The following is a 13467-nucleotide window of genomic DNA, read 5'->3' on the forward strand; positions in this document are numbered from 1 at the left end:
CCGTGGTTTCAGGGCTTTTGTGGTTGGAACCACGGTGATGGTGGCAGGGTTGCTGGCCCGGTTCCATCCGGCAGAGGCCCTCACCCTGGCCATCCTGGTCACCATGTTGTTGGATCTGTTGCGCATGGTGCAAGCATCACTGCGCTTGGATGCTGTGCGCACGCGTCAGATTTTCTCCACCTGGCAACCGAATGGCAAGCGTTTGCTGGGCCGCACGGTTTTGCTGGCCTTTTTGAGTGTGTTGGTGCTCAGCTTCTGTGTGCATGATGTGAAAGCAGTGCAGGGGATTTTGCCCGCGCCTCTGCGGATCAGTTTATTTTTTGCGGCACTCTTTACCACTTGGCTGGAGCTGCACCTGAGTTTCGCTGTTTACTACGCGAAGGTGTATTTCTCGAGGAACCCGGAGCCCGCAGCCGATGGTGATCAGGCGCAGGTTTTTATCTTCCCTGGTACCGATGAGCCTTTGTTTACGGACTTTCTGTATGTGGCCTATTCGGTGGCGCTTACATTTGCGATGAGTGATGTGGATCTCGAGGATGGCCTTGCTCGCCGCATTGTGCTGCTTCAGGCCATCGTGAGTTTTCTGTTTTATTCCACGATCTTCAGCATGGTCACCAATTTGATGGTGAGCTAACGGCGCCGCGTGTGTGGCTGCGGAAGCTGTTGATGTTGCGCAGTTCGGCCAGTAGCAGGGGAATATCAGCCAGAAGCACCGTCTGCAGCGGGCTGATCGCCAGGCCGGCTGTCGCCACAGACGACAACACGTGGGTGAGGCCGATCATCACAGCATTGCCATCAGCGGTGTGTTTCAGGCTGCGGCTCAGCACCACCAGCCTTGGCAGCCATTGAGGATCGCGGCTGAGTGCCAGATCGCACAACTTGCTGGTGAGCATCCCAGCCTCATCAAAATCCAGGCCAATGGCTACATCGGCTCGGGCGAGCGCGGGGATGTCTTGGATGACATCGCCCAGGTAGCCCACCTGCTCTCCTCTGGCCTGGCAGGCCTCCACGCGCTGCAAGCGTGCGCTGGCCTCGGCTGGATCATCCACCGACTGGCCAACGACTTCCACGGCAATGCCCAGCTCCTCCAGTTGCTGACGCACATGCTTCCAGTTTTCGTTGGGTTTGCGTTGCAGCGTGACCCAACCCAGGCAGCGTTCCCCTTCCCGGAATTCCAGCGGTTCAACCATCACCCCTCGGCTCAGGGGTGAGGCTTCCGGCCTGCTGCTTCGTGACACCAGCAGCCTGCGCCCGTCCTGCAGATCCACGGTCCAGCCCTTCTGGCTGAGGTCGTGCAGCTCGAGATGTTGAACCGGGATCGGATTGCTGACGTTCTCCAGCTGCATGTTCCAGAGCGGCAAGGTGCTGTTGGTTGCCAGCCATTGCTGCACCCCAGCCAGGATGCGAATCAGTTCGCCGGAGCGGAGGCCGCTCTTCGGTGCGCCCTCTTCCTTGAGCTCAACTTGATGCAGCCGCTGCTCACAGCTGTGGCTCACTAAAAGACGCTGGATCCTCCCCAAATTGGAGAACACATCCGGGTTGGCGATGTTGATCCCGTGCAGGCGCAGTTCCGCCGCGGCTGCCAGGCGGTTGGCATTGCGGCTGGTTTCCCAGTCGTTGATGGGGTTGAACTGAAAGGCGGCCAGCGCTTGCTCGCTGGCACCGCGCAGGGCCAACACGCTGCCGAGGGTAAAGAGCAGAGGATTGATGAAACGCTGGCCGGCTTGCTTGACCAGGGAGTTGCTGCGCTCTTGCAATGGTGGAGGCAGTTTGAACTGGGGGCAATCGGCAAATGCCTGGAGAACCTCAAGCTCAGCAGTGCCGGTGAGCACCAAGCAGCCCGGCTCCAGCGCATCGCCGGGCCGGTATTGGCGCGGGTGCCAGTCGCCGGTGAGTTGGCGGTTGATGGCCACCAGCTCACCGCTCACGATCTGGCAGGGCACAAACACGGGATCGCCCCCTTGCAGCTGAATGCGTTCGGCTCGGCACAGCTCGCCAATGGGTTTGTCGACGGCATCGGGGCCGGCCGTTCGCACACGCTCCTGTTCGGCCAGGCGGGTGATCAGATCCCGGTAATCCCCTCGGCTCAGCTCGTGGTGGCTCACCTCCTGGAGGATCGTGCTGCCGTCATCCAGGGCCAGATCCATCAAGGCTTCCCGGGGAAGCCCCTGCTGGAGCAACACAGCGCTGAAGCCCAGATCCAGCGCCTCCACCGGCAACACGCGCCGATGGCGCACGATCCGAATCAACTCCAACACCACAGGCACCATCAATAGGGCTGTGGCTCCCTGCAGCGCCAGCACAGGCACGCCGACGAGCCAGTCCACGCCAAGCAGCCCGGCGCAGAGAGCAGCGTGGCGGATGCTGCGCTGGCTGCGTGCGCGCGGCCGCGTGATGTTTTGAAGCGCGGTGAAGCCATGGGGCAGGGTGAGGGCCAGCTCCATCAAGGCGTCGAGCCCCTCACGGCGCTGGATCGGGAAGCGAAGGCTCAGGCATCCAGCCACGGGGTTGATTCGGAACCCCTCGAGCCAGTGGCAGCCCGTGAGCACGGTGCGGCAGTGGCGCCGCAGCGCTTCTGATTCGGCGAGCCCAAGGCAGTGCAGCCTCACGCGGCCGGGCAGCTCGCTGCGGATCTGCCACGGCGGCGCCGCTGCCGAAACCTCCGTTACCACCATTTCAGAAGGCAGGGGCTGCGGTGAAGGGGCGCCGCAGCTTGAAGGCGGTTTCCACCAGCACAAAGGCCAGCAACAGCAGTGGCAACCCAGGCGCCAACGGCAAGATCAACCCCACGATCCCGCCCAGCAGCAGCAAAGCCGCTAAGCCGAGCAGGCCACTGGCGGCAAGAAAGCTGACCAGGTTTGCCGGTGCCAACACACAGCGCCAGAGGCGAGAAGGCCGATCGCGCACCACCTCCACCCGCACCTGAACCACGTCGGGCTGGGGTGGGGTGGCACCGCTGCGCTCGAGGGCGGCAACAAGGCTCTGCCAACCCTGTTGTTGTTGCTTGGGCTCTGAAGATTTGGCTTCCAGGAGGAGGGTGCTGCAGTGGCGATTCAGGCGCCAATGCCATTGGCTGGAGGGCAAGGCGGCCTGCAGTTCTTGCTCCAAGCGACTCCACTGGATCGGTGTTGTGCTGCGCAGGCGGTACCGCCACCGATTCGGCAAGGCATGCACCAGCTCAGCGCAGCTCGACACCATGGTTTAGGCCGTTGCCCGGAGGTAGCTGTTGGAGCGATCGCAATACGACCAGACATAGCCGGCCGGATCGAGCGACTGGATCCAGCTGCCGAAATCGCCGCGCTTGCGCCGCGCCGTGATGCTTTGGTGGGCGACGCCCAGCCGCTTCGAGAGGGCCGCCAAGCTCATCGCTTTGGGGTGCTGCTCCACAACAGCGGGCTCTTCCGTTTTGGCGGGGGGGCTGTTGCCGTTGTTGTCGGTGCAGGGGGGGCTGCGGGGGCGAGTTGCTTGCCTTTGAAGCCGAGCACGCGCATGGCGTTAGCGGCGGCCACAAGCGCTGAGCCGTTGTTCAGCACCACGGCAGCGATCGGGCTCACGGGCAGGAAAGTGCCGAGCAGCAGGGCCGACAGGTTCGGCACACCCACGATGCCGATGTTTTGCTTCACCAGAGCGAAGGTTTCGCGGGCCAGGTCCTGAGCCACGATCAGATCCGACACCTTGTCGTTCGTGAGCACGATGTCGGCGGTTTCGCGGGCGAGGTCGCTGCCGGAGGCAAACGAAATCGACACATCGGCGTAGGCCAGAGCCGCCGAGTCGTTGATGCCATCGCCCACGAAGGCCACTTTGTGGCCCTCCTGGCTGAGCTGCTGCACCAGCCGGGCCTTCTCATCGGGCAGGGCATCGGCGTGCACCTCTTCGGGGCGCAGCCCCAGGCGCTTGGCCACGGCATGGGCCACGCTGCTCACATCACCGGTGAGCATGTGGGCCTGGATGCCGCGGCGGTGCAGTTCCGCCACCATCGCCTGGCTATCGGGGCGTAGGGCATCGGCGGCGTAGATCACCGCCACCACCTTGCCGTCCACGGACAGGTAAACAGGCGTGGCGGTTTCCAGCTCAGGATCGACGCTGGGCGTGGCCGGCTCCAGGTTTTCCTCACGCAGCAGCTTGGCGTTGCCCACCAGCACCTGGTGACCGGCAATGGTCGCGGCGACGCCGCGGCCGATGCGGTAATCCCATGCCTCGCACTCTTGGGCGCTCACACCGAGTTCCTCGGCGTGCTTCACGATCGCCTCGGCCACGGGGTGGTTCAAGCCCTGCTCCGCTGAGGCGGCCAGCTGCACCAACTTCTTGATCGAGTGGGCGCCCTCCACCACTTCCACATGCACCAACGAGGGATGGCCCTGGGTAAGGGTGCCGGTCTTGTCGAACACCACTACATCGATATCCACGAGCTGCTCCAGTGAGCGGCCGCTGCGGATCAGCAGGCCCTGGCTGCCGGCGCGGGTGAGAGCGGCCATGATCGCCGTCGGCACCGACACGCGCAGACCGGTGCCAAGGTCGAACATCAGCAGCGACGCCGCCTGGGCGATGTTGCCGCCGCTCAGCAGCAGTGAGAGACCGGCCAGGGCGAGGGTGGGCAATACAAACCGGTTGGCCACCTTGCCGGCCACGTTGCCGACGCGGGTGTCGTACACCGGCGCCGATTCGATCATCGCGGTGATCTGGCCCACCCGGGTGGCTTCACCCACGGCCTGGGTTTCCACGATGAGGTTGCCCTCCAGCAGCAGGAAGCCAGCCAACACTTCATCGCCGGGGCCGGCATGGCGGGGCACCGATTCGCCGGTGAGCTTCACCACATCGAGGGAGCCTTCACCGCTTTCAATGCGGCCATCCACTGGGATTTGATCGCCAGGGAAGAGAGCGATGCGATCGCCGGCCTGCAGGCTGGTGCTCGGCACGATCACTTCGGCGCCGTCCACGAGTAGGCGCACATCGGTCTGCAGGCTGGCCAACAGATCGGTGTTGGCGGAATGGGCGATGCGTTGGGTGGCGTCGCGCACCGCTTCGCCGCCCTCAATCATGGTGATCATCATCGCCGGGCCCACCAGGAAGCCCTCCAGGCTGTGAAGGGTCACGGCCAGGGCGTCGAGGAAGTCGACGTTGATCTTGCGCTCTTCCTTCAGCCCCTGCCAGGCGCGCTTGAAGCTCAGATGGGCCGACACCAAAATGAACCCTGCAACCGCGATGGGCGGTAGGGCCAGGGGACCAGCCAGCAGAGCCAGCGCCAGGGAGCTCACCGGCAGGATGATCCGGCTGGGCACAAAGCTCTCGTCGTCTTCGCCCTCGGGGTTTTGGGCTTTGGTGGCGTTCTTCGTCGCCGTTGGCGATTCAGCTGAGCGCTGCAGGCTCGGAAGCGCTCCAGGAAGTTGTTGAAGCCACTGGAGAGGATCGACAGCTGCGTCGCGATCAAATTCCACAACGCAGCAGCCAGCCAGGCTGTTGAGGCGCACGTGCTTCACCTCGGCGGCCTGGTTTAGGGCCTGTTCGAGCTGGGGCCAGCTGCTGGTGGCGCCGCCCACTCGGAAGCGCACTCGTCTCGAGCTGTGGTGGAGCACCTCTTCCACGCTGTAGCCGGCTGAACTGGCTTGGCGTGCCACGGGCACCAAGGTGAGCTGGGGCAGACGCGGGGGTTCAGCGAGCACGGGCCGAGCGATGAGGGTGTGGTGGATGGGGAGCTGGTGGTCGGCGATCAGTCGACCTTCACCTTGGTAATCGCTTTATCGGCGCTGGCCGTGCTGTTGTCGGTGGAGGCTGTCTCTTCCATTTCCGACTTGGCTTCAGCCACCAGGTCCACCAACGATTCCGCGGCTTCGGCTGCGCTGCGCGCCACATTGCGCGCTGCTGTGCCAGCCACACCGGCCACGGTCACGCCCACCTTGATGCCGCCCTTGGCCATCGACTTGCCCACGCTGCTCATCGAGTCGCTGAGCTGGTGGTTGCCCATGCGCTTCACCATGGGCGCCAGGGCCACGAGGCTGGCTCCAACACCGAAGGCCAGAACGGTCTCGAACTCAAACATGCTCCTGGGAGGCTTCGGCAGGACAACGCGCTATGGCGTTTCCGGTTTGCGGGCAACTGTAAAGCTGTTTTGCAGTGGAACTGCTGCTCGGCGCCCATGATCAGGGCGTCCAGAATTGTCAATGGCTTTACATCAGTTCGATCTCCATTGCGTCAGCGCTGATTTGCCCTCGTTGGCCTGTGGGTTGATCGCGGCCGATCAGCAGTTGCGGGGGCCGCTGCATGTTCTGGATTTAAGTGGCGAACAGTGGTTGGATCCGGCTATCCCAGCTGGCTCACTGCGGGCGTATGCGGCGGTTCCTTACGCCCTGAATCTCTGGCAGGACCTACAGCCGCGCCTGGATGCTTGGTTGCAGTTGCTGCAGCTGCAGCAACTGGAGCCGCTGCTGGTTCCTCCCCTACCTGGGGTCGACATGCTCTTGCGCTGTTTGGCCTTGGCGGAGGCGCTGGATGAGGCCCTCAGCCAGGAGCGCCCGCTCACCGTGCTGCTCCCCGCCCCCGGAGAAGCTCTGGCGTTGCTGGAGCTGGCCCGCACCGGTCCCGCTCTGGTGGAGTCGTTGCTGGAACCCCTGCTGACCTGGTGGGATCAAACCCGCCAGAGCCTTGCCAGCCTCGAGCTGGTGTTGCGTTTGAAGTTGCCGTCTTCAGAGAGCCTGCGGCTCGATCCGCGCTGGCGTCAGCGCCTCGAGCGGATGGCGGAGTTGCTGGCACCCCAGGCGCCCTGGCAGCTCAGCCTGGTGCTGGAGTGCAGCGATCCCCAAGCTCGGATGTTGCGCCAACGCTTCTGCAGCATCAGCCTGCGAGGTTTGCTGCCCAGTCGGGTCGGATTGCATGGCATGGCGGCTGCAGCCGTCGTGGACCATCCCCCCAGCTGGTGGCTTCAGGATCTGCAGGCCATGGTTGTGCCGGCAGCACCAGAGGCGTCGGCGTTGGAGGGTTTCCTCAAGCAGCGTCCCTGTGAAGCGCGTGCACACCTCGATCCGGAGGGCGGCCGTTGGCTGGTGCCGATGCCAGGGGTCGAGAAAGATCAGCTCGACGTTCAGCAAATCGGCACCGAGATGGTGCTGATGAGCGCTGGGCAACGTTGTGTGATCAGCCTTCCGGAGAGCTTCAAGGGGCAGCAGTGCTCAGGTGCTCGGTTGGAGCAGGGATGGCTGGAGCTCCGCTTCGGCTGAGTCGCCTTGTTCAGGCTTGGGGGCAGGACGCCAACCCAGCCACCAGGCCAACAGAAAAAACGGCGTGCCGGGAAGGATGGGCAAGGCCCAACCGGCTACAGCCAGAGCCATCAACACCTTGATCGACCCCTGGCGGGTTTGTCCCAACCAGCGATCCATCGCTGTGAGCGGGAGGGCCGGTCCATGCAGATCCGGTGCCACTACGGCCGCATGAACCAGGCCGGCCACCAAGGCCGGACAGAGACGTTGCTCCTCGTGGCAGGTGACCACCAAGCCGTGCCGATGGGCGGAAGCCCTGACCAACCCGCTGGGTTCCAGCTCCTGCAGGGCGGTTTGGATCAGCAGCAGCCGCTCGGCGCTCAGGGGAGCCGCAGAATCAAACCGGAGCCGGTGGGGCAGCTGATGGCGAATGGTCAGCACCCCATCGGTCCGGATTGAGCTCACTTCGTGCTGGTGCGGGATTGAGCCAGGTCGGCCTTGGCTTCGGCCAGAACGTCGGTGAAGCTTTCGCCCACTTCGGCCAGGCCACGGCTGATCCCCTTCACGGCGCCGGAGGTTTTATCGGCCACCACCAGGCCGATCTTCAGACCCTGCTTGGTGATGGAGCGGCCGGTGCCGCTCACCGCACCGGTGATCTTGCTGTCTTTGCCGGCCACGGCGGCAACCACCGGAGCCAGGGCCATCAGGCCCGCGCCCAAGCCAAAGGCCAGCAGAGTTTCCAGCTCGAGCATGACGAACCAAAGAAGGCACTTGGGCGAAATTTAACGCCCGTGCCTTGAAGATGCCCCCCAATCGCCTCAGCTTGAGCAGCATGGTGTGTGCTCAATGACAACGATGGGGGAGGCGTCCATGAGCTCAGCCCAGCTTCAGCTCATGCATGCCACAAACCAGCGGCTGCGCCTCCGCTACAGCGAGCTGATGCCGGACGCCGCGCTGGAGGCATTGATCGCTGCGCTGTGGGGCCAGCCGTGGGTGCATGCGTTGCAGCAGAGGAGGGCTAGCCGAAGCCTGGTGCTGGAGCTCGAGCCGGGGTGTACGCCGGTGCGATGGCATCTCGCTCTGGCTGATCTGGGCTGTGGCTTGGTCGATCGGCGCCGCACCGAGGCGCCGATCGATTCACCTTGGGTGCGAATGGTGCGCCAGATGGGCGGCAACATCATGGGAGCGGCTGTTGGCCAGGTGCTGCTGGGTGGCGGCGGCGCTGCGCTGGGTGCGTGGTTGTTGGGAGCACGCGGAGCCGTGATGGGTGGTGCCTGCGGCGCCTTGTTGGGTTCGGTGGTGGGTTCTGTGGCCGGTGGTGAGCTGGCCGATGGCGATAGCCCCTTGCGCAAGGGTGATTTGGGTTCGGTCTCGATGCGCAAGCTCGGAGGAAAACTGGGGGAAGAGGCGGGTTGGAGCACCGGGGCCGCCATTGGTGCCGCCCTGGCGGGCCCAGCTGGTGCCGTGGCAGGTATGACGCTGGGTTCGATGGTGGCCGGCCAGGCGGTGGAAGATCTGATCGCCAGCCATGGGCGCGACCGCCAGGTGGGCCGCGTCAGTTGGCTGGTGCGGCTTGGGGAAGATCAAGCCGGTGAGCGGGCCAGCGAGGCCCTGCTGGGAGGGCTCGGGCGCGGCCTCAGTGGTGGGCAGGAGTGGGGGGCGCAACTCGGCACCCGTCTGGGTGGATCCCTCGGCCGCAAGATCGATTGGGCCAGCAGTTGGAGTCGTCACCAGCTGGTGAGTCGAATCAAGCCCCGTGTTGCACCCCCAGCCAGTTGATCCCCAGGTTGTGCAGCTCAAAGCAGGCGGCGTGAACCTCCAGTTGGCCGCCCTTGATGCGCTCGCGCAGCAGAACACTGCTGTTAATCAGTTCGCGTGCGGTGACCTCAGCGTGTAGCGCGTAGGCATGGACGAGATCGGAGGCCGGTTCAAAGGTCAGCCCGGCTCCTTTGAGGCCATTGCGGATGTGGCCCACGTGGTCCATGAGGGTTGGGGTGAGCAGATGCTCCGGTGTGCAGGCGGCGCCGACAGCGCCACAGCCGACGTGACTCATCACCAGCACCACCGGCACCTGAAGGGCCTCCACCGCGTATTCCACCGACGCCAACGTTCCCGGGGTGGAGGAATTGCCGGCATTGCGGATCACAAACAGATCACCGAATCCGCTGTCGAAGATCAGCTCCACGGCCACGCGTGAATCCGAGCAGGTGAGCACCGCGGCATGGGGCGCCTGACCTTGTTCCAGCTCATGCAGGCGGGCTTCCGTGGCGTGCGGGTGGATTGACTCCGCCTGTTGAAAGCGTTGGTGCCCCTCCTGCAGTTCACGGATGACCTGGGCTGGTGTGGGGGTGGAGTTCTGGGTCACGTGCGTTCGGCTGGCATGGCTCTGAATTGTGGTTAGTGTGCCGCTGCAAGGCCTTTCGTGCTGTGAGCCGAACACATCCAGCCTGTTTTAGGGATGGCAGCCGCTTTGTCATGGCGCTGTTGGTCGGCACCGTGGTGAGTGTTGCGCTCTCCAAGGCGCTGCGGCTTCAAGAAGCGTTTCCAGTTGGATTCCTGGCCGCCATTGTGTTCGATCAAACGCGCTTTTTTCTGGAAGCGTTTCGGATTAACGCCGAGCAGACCCGTGAGATTTTTGGGCGTTGGCTGCCCAGCCGTGCGCTGTTGTTGGAGCGCACGGTGATTTTCACCTTCATCAGCGTTGGTTTGCTGAGCCTGTGTGTGCGTGATGTGCATAATCCCACTTCAACGCTCCCCCAGGACTGGCGCACGTTTATTTATTTCGCGGCACTGTTTGCTGTGTGGCTGCAGATGCACAATGGTTTTAGCATCTATTACGCCAAGAAATATTTCAAGCTCAACCCGGCTCCTGCTGCGGATGGTCCCGACCCCCAGGGCTTCGTCTTTGCGGGCTCGGATGAGCCGGAGTTCACCGACTTCCTTTATGTCTCCTATGCCGTGGGGCTCACCTACGCCATGAGTGATACCAACCTGGAAGACAGCTCGACCCGGCGAGTCGTGCTCTTTCACTCGGTGGTGAGCTTTCTCTTCTATTCCACGGTGATTTCAGCGGTGATCAATCTGTTCACCTCGGGTTGAAGCTCAGATCCCCAGCGACCGCAGCCAGGCTCCGATGCCGCTGTGGGTCATGGGCACCTCCATGTTGCGATCGAGGAACCACAAGTAGCCAGCCGCCGCATTGAGGGCCAGCACCAGCGCCCACACGCGCCAGCCTTCAGGGAGTTTCATCGCGCTCGGCTTGTCGTTCATCGGCGGCAACGTTAAGAAATCCTTGCTTTTGCGGCCTGGGCCTGCCATTGGTAGCCGCGTGAACTTCAGCCATGCTCGCCGAGCCGCAGAGTGTGCTCGTAGCAACCGCTACCAAAACGTTCACCTCGCCCCGGCGAGGCGCAGTTCGATCCAGGCCATGGAACGGGGACCTGGACTTGCCTGTGAACACCGACCATGACTCTCACCTACCGCGGCCAGAAGTACGAGCAGAACAAGCAGGCTGCTCCCCAGCAGCACACTGCTCTGCAGTACCGCGGCGTTCGCTACCAAAAGTGATCGCCACCTAGTGGAACTTCAAAAGCCCCGCCAAAGCGGGGCTTTTTTGTGTCTGCTCTGCTGGTCTCAGTCCACAAAGCGCTTGTACAGCCAGCGCACGAAGCCACCGATCACCGGCACGGGCGCAAACGTGGGACCCACGAAATCGAAATAGTCGCGGTGATCCACGATCAGCCCAGCGTCGTTGAACAGCACGCGTGTGGTGCCGGGGTAGATGAATTCGATGCCTTTGATCTTGAGGCCCATCTCCCACTCCACAAAGGCGGTGTTGCCGTCCATCGCGATCGCCCCGGGCCTGAGAACCACGTCATCGCAGCGGCGTAGCAAGCCCTCCTGGGCGGCCAGGTAGGCGTTCAGTCCCTTCTGTTTCTGAGTGGGATCTTCGAACACCACGTCGTCGCTGTAGGCCTGGCGCCATTGCTGTTCCGTGGGCGCGGGCGCTCCATAGGGCTTGGTGAACAGGGCGCGCAGCTGGGAGATGTCCACGATGTCGAGCGACGACATTCATTGTGGCGCGCCTGTTCAGGGCATAGCCTCGCGGTCGCTCACCAGGTGATCTGTGGCCAAGCCCGACTATCTCTACGAACCACACGAAGCGTTTGGCGAGGGGTTGACCACCCGCCGGCCCTGGAACACCACAGCCTTGGCTGGAGTCGAGCGCTTGAACGGTCGCGTCGCGATGCTCGGGTTTGCGGCAGCCGTGGTGGGTGAGTGGATCACGGGCCATGGCCCAGCGGGGCAAGTGTTGGATCTGCTGCGCTGGTACCTCTCCTAAGCGCAATAAAAAGCCCCAGGCTTTCGCCTGGGGCTGATGAAACCGGATCAAGGTGCCGGTGCTTCAGAAGCAGAAGGGTAGGAACTGGGTCCGGCAGGCGGCATAGCCGTCCACCAGGGGACCGAGACCGATTTGGTGGGCGATACCCGCGCCTGTCAGCGCCTCGGTGAGGATGCCGATCACGATGCCGAGCATGGCAGCGCGGCCGTTGAACAGTTCAACGCGCTTCAGCTGTTCCATATGGATCTGCTGGGTGGCGCGATCCCAGTACCACTTCTCGTTGGCGGGGCTATTGGTCATGGCTTCAGCCCAGGCCGATCTGGGAAAGGATGCCCTGGCCGGTGAGCAGCTCGGTGCCGAGGCCGATCACGAAGCCGAGCATGGCGAGACGGCCGTTCCAGGTTTCGGCAAAGCCGACGAAACCGAAGCGAGCATTGGAGTCGGACATGAGACGTTACGGAACGTTTCAGCAACCGTAACGGATCGTGAACGATTTTGGGTCTGGGGTGGCCAAAGTCGTGTGAGCGGTTCAACACGCGCTCAAGGCGGCGCTGGGTCCTGGTGGCTCCCAGGGGTTCCCGCTGGACAGTGGATCGCGTGATCGCCGGCTAGAAGAGCGTTTTTGCGGATGAGCCCGATTTTTCCCTGCAAGGGATGCGGCACGTTCATCGAGCGCTCAACCCAGCACTACCGGCGGGTGAAGGGTCAGGTGTTGTGTTCCACCTGCTCGGATGCGCGGCAGGCGGAAGCAGCCCAGGCGCGGCCGGGGCTCTGGCGCCGCTTGCTTCAGCGGGTCAGCCGGCGGCGCGAAGGCGCGTGCTGATGCCAAGCCCCACTTCGATCGGCACGGTTCCGTCGGCTCGGAGGGCCTGCGGGGTGGATTGCAGGGTCTGCAGCAGTTGGACCCGCTGTTCGGGGCTCAGCTGGAGAAGCTCAGCGAGAGCGTGAGGGTCGATGCGCCCCAGGCGGGCGCGGGCGAGATCCGTCACGGGGGAGGCTCTACCACTGGTGATCAGGCGGCCGCTAGTCGCCACATCTGGTGGTGTCATCCCTCGGTTTGGACATCAAGGGGGTTGGCTCAGTGGAGCGGCCCACGGCAGGTAGCGGAGTTCGAACACCGCATTCGGGTGGCAGGGGACTGCTGGCTGAGGCGAGGCGGGTACGGCGCTGAAGGGAGCGCCGGGGGCGGAGGTTTGTCGAAACGCTTCGCGAACGATCCCGATGGGGCAGGGAAGGGCATCTCTGTATGCGGTCCGGATCGGGGGGGGCAATTCAGCGATGCCTTCACCGTCTTGCCACCACACCTGCAGGCCCGCTTGTTGGAGGCTGCTCAGCCAGGTGGCGTTTGCCCGGGGAGATAGCTGTCCATGGCTATACGCGCTGATGTGAAGGGGGCGATTCAGCCGTTCCGCCAACTCCAGCAGTTGCTTCCGAGTGTTGTCTCGTCTCCCTGGGTCGTTGAAGAGTCGGTCGGAGAGTTCAGCGGGTAGATACCAGCCAGCCACCGGTAGCTGGCGCTGCTCCAGCAACGGCATCAGGCGCTGCTGTTGGTTCAGTGATTGACGCTGTAACGCGGCCCAGTAGCTGCTGAGGCGATCCTTCCAGCCTGGCTGCAGCACCGTTTGGAAGTAAGTCGGATCCGCGGCCAGCCCGATCACCAGCTTTAAACCTTGCTGATGGGCTTCGGTTAGAGCGTTGAGCAGCCAATCGTTTTGCTCGAAGCGCTCATCACCAAAGGCACTCCATTGCACGATCAAACTTTCGTAGCCCTGGCTGCGGCTGCGCTGCCAGATCTGGCTCCACTCCTCAACGCTCAGCCCCTGATCACGGTTGAGGGGCTGATAGAAGAGTGTTTCAGCGCCAACCCTGGTGCCGCTGGCCAGGAGCACGGCAACGATCGTCAGGACCTGCTGCCCGAGTCTGCGGTGCATCCAA

Annotated in this window: 21 protein-coding genes; 7 read left to right on the forward strand and 14 right to left on the reverse strand. The window is 63.4% G+C overall.

Annotated elements, in window-relative coordinates:
- Positions 1-40: 40 nt before the first annotated feature.
- On the forward strand, positions 41-634 hold the full coding sequence (locus tag CB0101_RS00580; protein WP_168187922.1) for a DUF1345 domain-containing protein: 594 nt from the start codon (positions 41-43) through the stop codon (positions 632-634).
- Here CB0101_RS00580 and CB0101_RS00585 read toward each other — a convergent pair.
- From CB0101_RS00585 to CB0101_RS00600, 5 genes are read right to left on the reverse strand one after another with little or no spacing between them, the layout of a single operon-like run.
- On the reverse strand, positions 612-2672 hold the full coding sequence (locus CB0101_RS00585) for a hypothetical protein (RefSeq protein WP_136643907.1): 2061 nt from the start codon (positions 2670-2672) through the stop codon (positions 612-614). The genes CB0101_RS00580 and CB0101_RS00585 overlap by 23 nt on opposite strands.
- A gap of 4 nt (positions 2673-2676) precedes the next feature.
- A complete protein-coding gene (locus CB0101_RS00590) occupies positions 2677-3198 on the reverse strand; it encodes a hypothetical protein (RefSeq protein ID WP_010309921.1) in 522 nt (173 codons plus the stop codon).
- A gap of 3 nt (positions 3199-3201) precedes the next feature.
- Entirely contained in the window at positions 3202-3366 is a 165-nt protein-coding gene (locus CB0101_RS15570; RefSeq protein WP_010309919.1) for a hypothetical protein, read from the reverse strand.
- The gene (locus CB0101_RS00595) at positions 3363-5660 is read right to left on the reverse strand and encodes a heavy metal translocating P-type ATPase (protein WP_010309917.1); all 2298 of its coding nucleotides are present in this window, start codon (positions 5658-5660) and stop codon (positions 3363-3365) included. Before CB0101_RS00595 ends, CB0101_RS15570 begins: the two co-directional genes overlap by 4 nt.
- Before the next feature lie 47 nt (positions 5661-5707).
- Positions 5708-6037 carry a hypothetical protein gene (locus CB0101_RS00600; protein ID WP_010309915.1) on the reverse strand — a complete coding sequence of 110 codons (330 nt, stop codon included), beginning with the start codon at positions 6035-6037 and terminating at the stop codon, positions 5708-5710.
- A gap of 121 nt (positions 6038-6158) precedes the next feature.
- Here CB0101_RS00600 and CB0101_RS00605 point away from each other — a divergent pair, with 121 nt between their 5' ends.
- On the forward strand, positions 6159-7211 hold the full coding sequence (locus CB0101_RS00605) for a hypothetical protein (protein WP_010309913.1): 1053 nt from the start codon (positions 6159-6161) through the stop codon (positions 7209-7211).
- Here CB0101_RS00605 and CB0101_RS00610 read toward each other — a convergent pair.
- Together CB0101_RS00610 and CB0101_RS00615 are read right to left on the reverse strand one after the other, a co-directional pair.
- A complete protein-coding gene (locus CB0101_RS00610) occupies positions 7164-7655 on the reverse strand; it encodes a hypothetical protein (RefSeq protein ID WP_010309910.1) in 492 nt (163 codons plus the stop codon). The two genes, CB0101_RS00605 and CB0101_RS00610, sit on opposite strands and share 48 nt — an antisense overlap.
- Complete coding sequence (locus CB0101_RS00615; protein WP_010309907.1) at positions 7652-7942, reverse strand: hypothetical protein; 291 nt, start codon at positions 7940-7942, stop codon at positions 7652-7654. The genes CB0101_RS00610 and CB0101_RS00615 overlap by 4 nt, the downstream gene beginning before the upstream one ends.
- 142 nt (positions 7943-8084) lie before the next feature.
- On the opposite strand from CB0101_RS00615, the gene CB0101_RS00620 reads away from it, so the two are divergent.
- Positions 8085-8969, forward strand: coding sequence for a hypothetical protein (locus CB0101_RS00620; protein ID WP_136643909.1), 885 nt, complete (start codon positions 8085-8087; stop codon positions 8967-8969).
- Here CB0101_RS00620 and CB0101_RS00625 read toward each other — a convergent pair.
- Entirely contained in the window at positions 8938-9555 is a 618-nt protein-coding gene (locus tag CB0101_RS00625; RefSeq protein ID WP_010309900.1) for a carbonic anhydrase, read from the reverse strand. The genes CB0101_RS00620 and CB0101_RS00625 overlap by 32 nt on opposite strands.
- 110 nt (positions 9556-9665) lie before the next feature.
- Between CB0101_RS00625 and CB0101_RS00630 the strand changes: the two genes are divergently transcribed.
- Positions 9666-10289 carry a DUF1345 domain-containing protein gene (locus tag CB0101_RS00630; protein ID WP_010309898.1) on the forward strand — a complete coding sequence of 208 codons (624 nt, stop codon included), beginning with the start codon at positions 9666-9668 and terminating at the stop codon, positions 10287-10289.
- A 3-nt stretch (positions 10290-10292) separates the two neighbouring features.
- Here the strand turns inward: CB0101_RS00630 and CB0101_RS15165 are convergent, their stop codons facing one another.
- On the reverse strand, positions 10293-10439 hold the full coding sequence (locus tag CB0101_RS15165; protein ID WP_168187915.1) for a hypothetical protein: 147 nt from the start codon (positions 10437-10439) through the stop codon (positions 10293-10295).
- 216 nt (positions 10440-10655) lie between these two features.
- Between CB0101_RS15165 and CB0101_RS00635 the strand changes: the two genes are divergently transcribed.
- A complete protein-coding gene (locus CB0101_RS00635; RefSeq protein WP_010309894.1) occupies positions 10656-10757 on the forward strand; it encodes a DUF4278 domain-containing protein in 102 nt (33 codons plus the stop codon).
- A 66-nt stretch (positions 10758-10823) separates the two neighbouring features.
- Here CB0101_RS00635 and CB0101_RS00640 read toward each other — a convergent pair whose 3' ends face one another.
- Complete coding sequence (locus CB0101_RS00640; RefSeq protein WP_010309891.1) at positions 10824-11261, reverse strand: nuclear transport factor 2 family protein; 438 nt, start codon at positions 11259-11261, stop codon at positions 10824-10826.
- Between the two features lie 55 nt (positions 11262-11316).
- Here CB0101_RS00640 and CB0101_RS00645 point away from each other — a divergent pair, with 55 nt between their 5' ends.
- The gene (locus CB0101_RS00645; protein WP_010309889.1) at positions 11317-11532 is read left to right on the forward strand and encodes a chlorophyll a/b-binding protein; all 216 of its coding nucleotides are present in this window, start codon (positions 11317-11319) and stop codon (positions 11530-11532) included.
- A 63-nt stretch (positions 11533-11595) separates the two neighbouring features.
- Here CB0101_RS00645 and CB0101_RS00650 read toward each other — a convergent pair whose 3' ends face one another.
- A complete protein-coding gene (locus CB0101_RS00650; RefSeq protein WP_010309885.1) occupies positions 11596-11832 on the reverse strand; it encodes a chlorophyll a/b-binding protein in 237 nt (78 codons plus the stop codon).
- 4 nt (positions 11833-11836) lie between these two features.
- Positions 11837-11980: a chlorophyll a/b-binding protein gene (locus CB0101_RS00655; RefSeq protein WP_010309882.1), complete on the reverse strand. Its 144-nt coding sequence runs from the start codon at positions 11978-11980 to the stop codon at positions 11837-11839.
- A 180-nt stretch (positions 11981-12160) separates the two neighbouring features.
- On the opposite strand from CB0101_RS00655, the gene CB0101_RS00660 reads away from it, so the two are divergent.
- Positions 12161-12355 carry a hypothetical protein gene (locus tag CB0101_RS00660; protein WP_043717803.1) on the forward strand — a complete coding sequence of 65 codons (195 nt, stop codon included), beginning with the start codon at positions 12161-12163 and terminating at the stop codon, positions 12353-12355.
- Here the strand turns inward: CB0101_RS00660 and CB0101_RS00665 are convergent.
- Together CB0101_RS00665 and CB0101_RS00670 are read right to left on the reverse strand one after the other, a co-directional pair.
- On the reverse strand, positions 12327-12521 hold the full coding sequence (locus tag CB0101_RS00665; protein ID WP_010309876.1) for a hypothetical protein: 195 nt from the start codon (positions 12519-12521) through the stop codon (positions 12327-12329). The two genes, CB0101_RS00660 and CB0101_RS00665, sit on opposite strands and share 29 nt — an antisense overlap.
- A 75-nt stretch (positions 12522-12596) precedes the next feature.
- Entirely contained in the window at positions 12597-13463 is an 867-nt protein-coding gene (locus CB0101_RS00670; RefSeq protein ID WP_043717812.1) for a DUF4434 domain-containing protein, read from the reverse strand.
- Positions 13464-13467: the final 4 nt, after the last annotated feature.

The organism is Synechococcus sp. CB0101 (assembly GCF_000179235.2).
In the GTDB taxonomy this organism is placed as follows: Bacteria; Cyanobacteriota; Cyanobacteriia; order PCC-6307; family Cyanobiaceae; genus Vulcanococcus.

What these genes read in the sequence shown, in the direction of transcription:
- CB0101_RS00620 (WP_136643909.1), top strand. Translation starts at nt 8,085, where the DNA reads ATGCATGCCACAAACCAGCGGCTGCGCCTCCGCTACAGCGAGCTGATG.
- CB0101_RS00590 (WP_010309921.1), bottom strand. Translation starts at nt 3,198, where the DNA reads ATGGTGTCGAGCTGCGCTGAGCTGGTGCATGCCTTGCCGAATCGGTGG.
- CB0101_RS00605 (WP_010309913.1), top strand. Translation starts at nt 6,159, where the DNA reads ATGGCTTTACATCAGTTCGATCTCCATTGCGTCAGCGCTGATTTGCCC.
- CB0101_RS15570 (WP_010309919.1), bottom strand. Translation starts at nt 3,366, where the DNA reads ATGAGCTTGGCGGCCCTCTCGAAGCGGCTGGGCGTCGCCCACCAAAGC.
- CB0101_RS00670 (WP_043717812.1), bottom strand. Translation starts at nt 13,463, where the DNA reads ATGCACCGCAGACTCGGGCAGCAGGTCCTGACGATCGTTGCCGTGCTC.
- CB0101_RS00630 (WP_010309898.1), top strand. Translation starts at nt 9,666, where the DNA reads ATGGCGCTGTTGGTCGGCACCGTGGTGAGTGTTGCGCTCTCCAAGGCG.
- CB0101_RS15165 (WP_168187915.1), bottom strand. Translation starts at nt 10,439, where the DNA reads ATGAAACTCCCTGAAGGCTGGCGCGTGTGGGCGCTGGTGCTGGCCCTC.
- CB0101_RS00635 (WP_010309894.1), top strand. Translation starts at nt 10,656, where the DNA reads ATGACTCTCACCTACCGCGGCCAGAAGTACGAGCAGAACAAGCAGGCT.
- CB0101_RS00650 (WP_010309885.1), bottom strand. Translation starts at nt 11,832, where the DNA reads ATGACCAATAGCCCCGCCAACGAGAAGTGGTACTGGGATCGCGCCACC.
- CB0101_RS00640 (WP_010309891.1), bottom strand. Translation starts at nt 11,261, where the DNA reads ATGTCGTCGCTCGACATCGTGGACATCTCCCAGCTGCGCGCCCTGTTC.
- CB0101_RS00660 (WP_043717803.1), top strand. Translation starts at nt 12,161, where the DNA reads ATGAGCCCGATTTTTCCCTGCAAGGGATGCGGCACGTTCATCGAGCGC.
- CB0101_RS00615 (WP_010309907.1), bottom strand. Translation starts at nt 7,942, where the DNA reads ATGCTCGAGCTGGAAACTCTGCTGGCCTTTGGCTTGGGCGCGGGCCTG.
- CB0101_RS00600 (WP_010309915.1), bottom strand. Translation starts at nt 6,037, where the DNA reads ATGTTTGAGTTCGAGACCGTTCTGGCCTTCGGTGTTGGAGCCAGCCTC.
- CB0101_RS00655 (WP_010309882.1), bottom strand. Translation starts at nt 11,980, where the DNA reads ATGTCCGACTCCAATGCTCGCTTCGGTTTCGTCGGCTTTGCCGAAACC.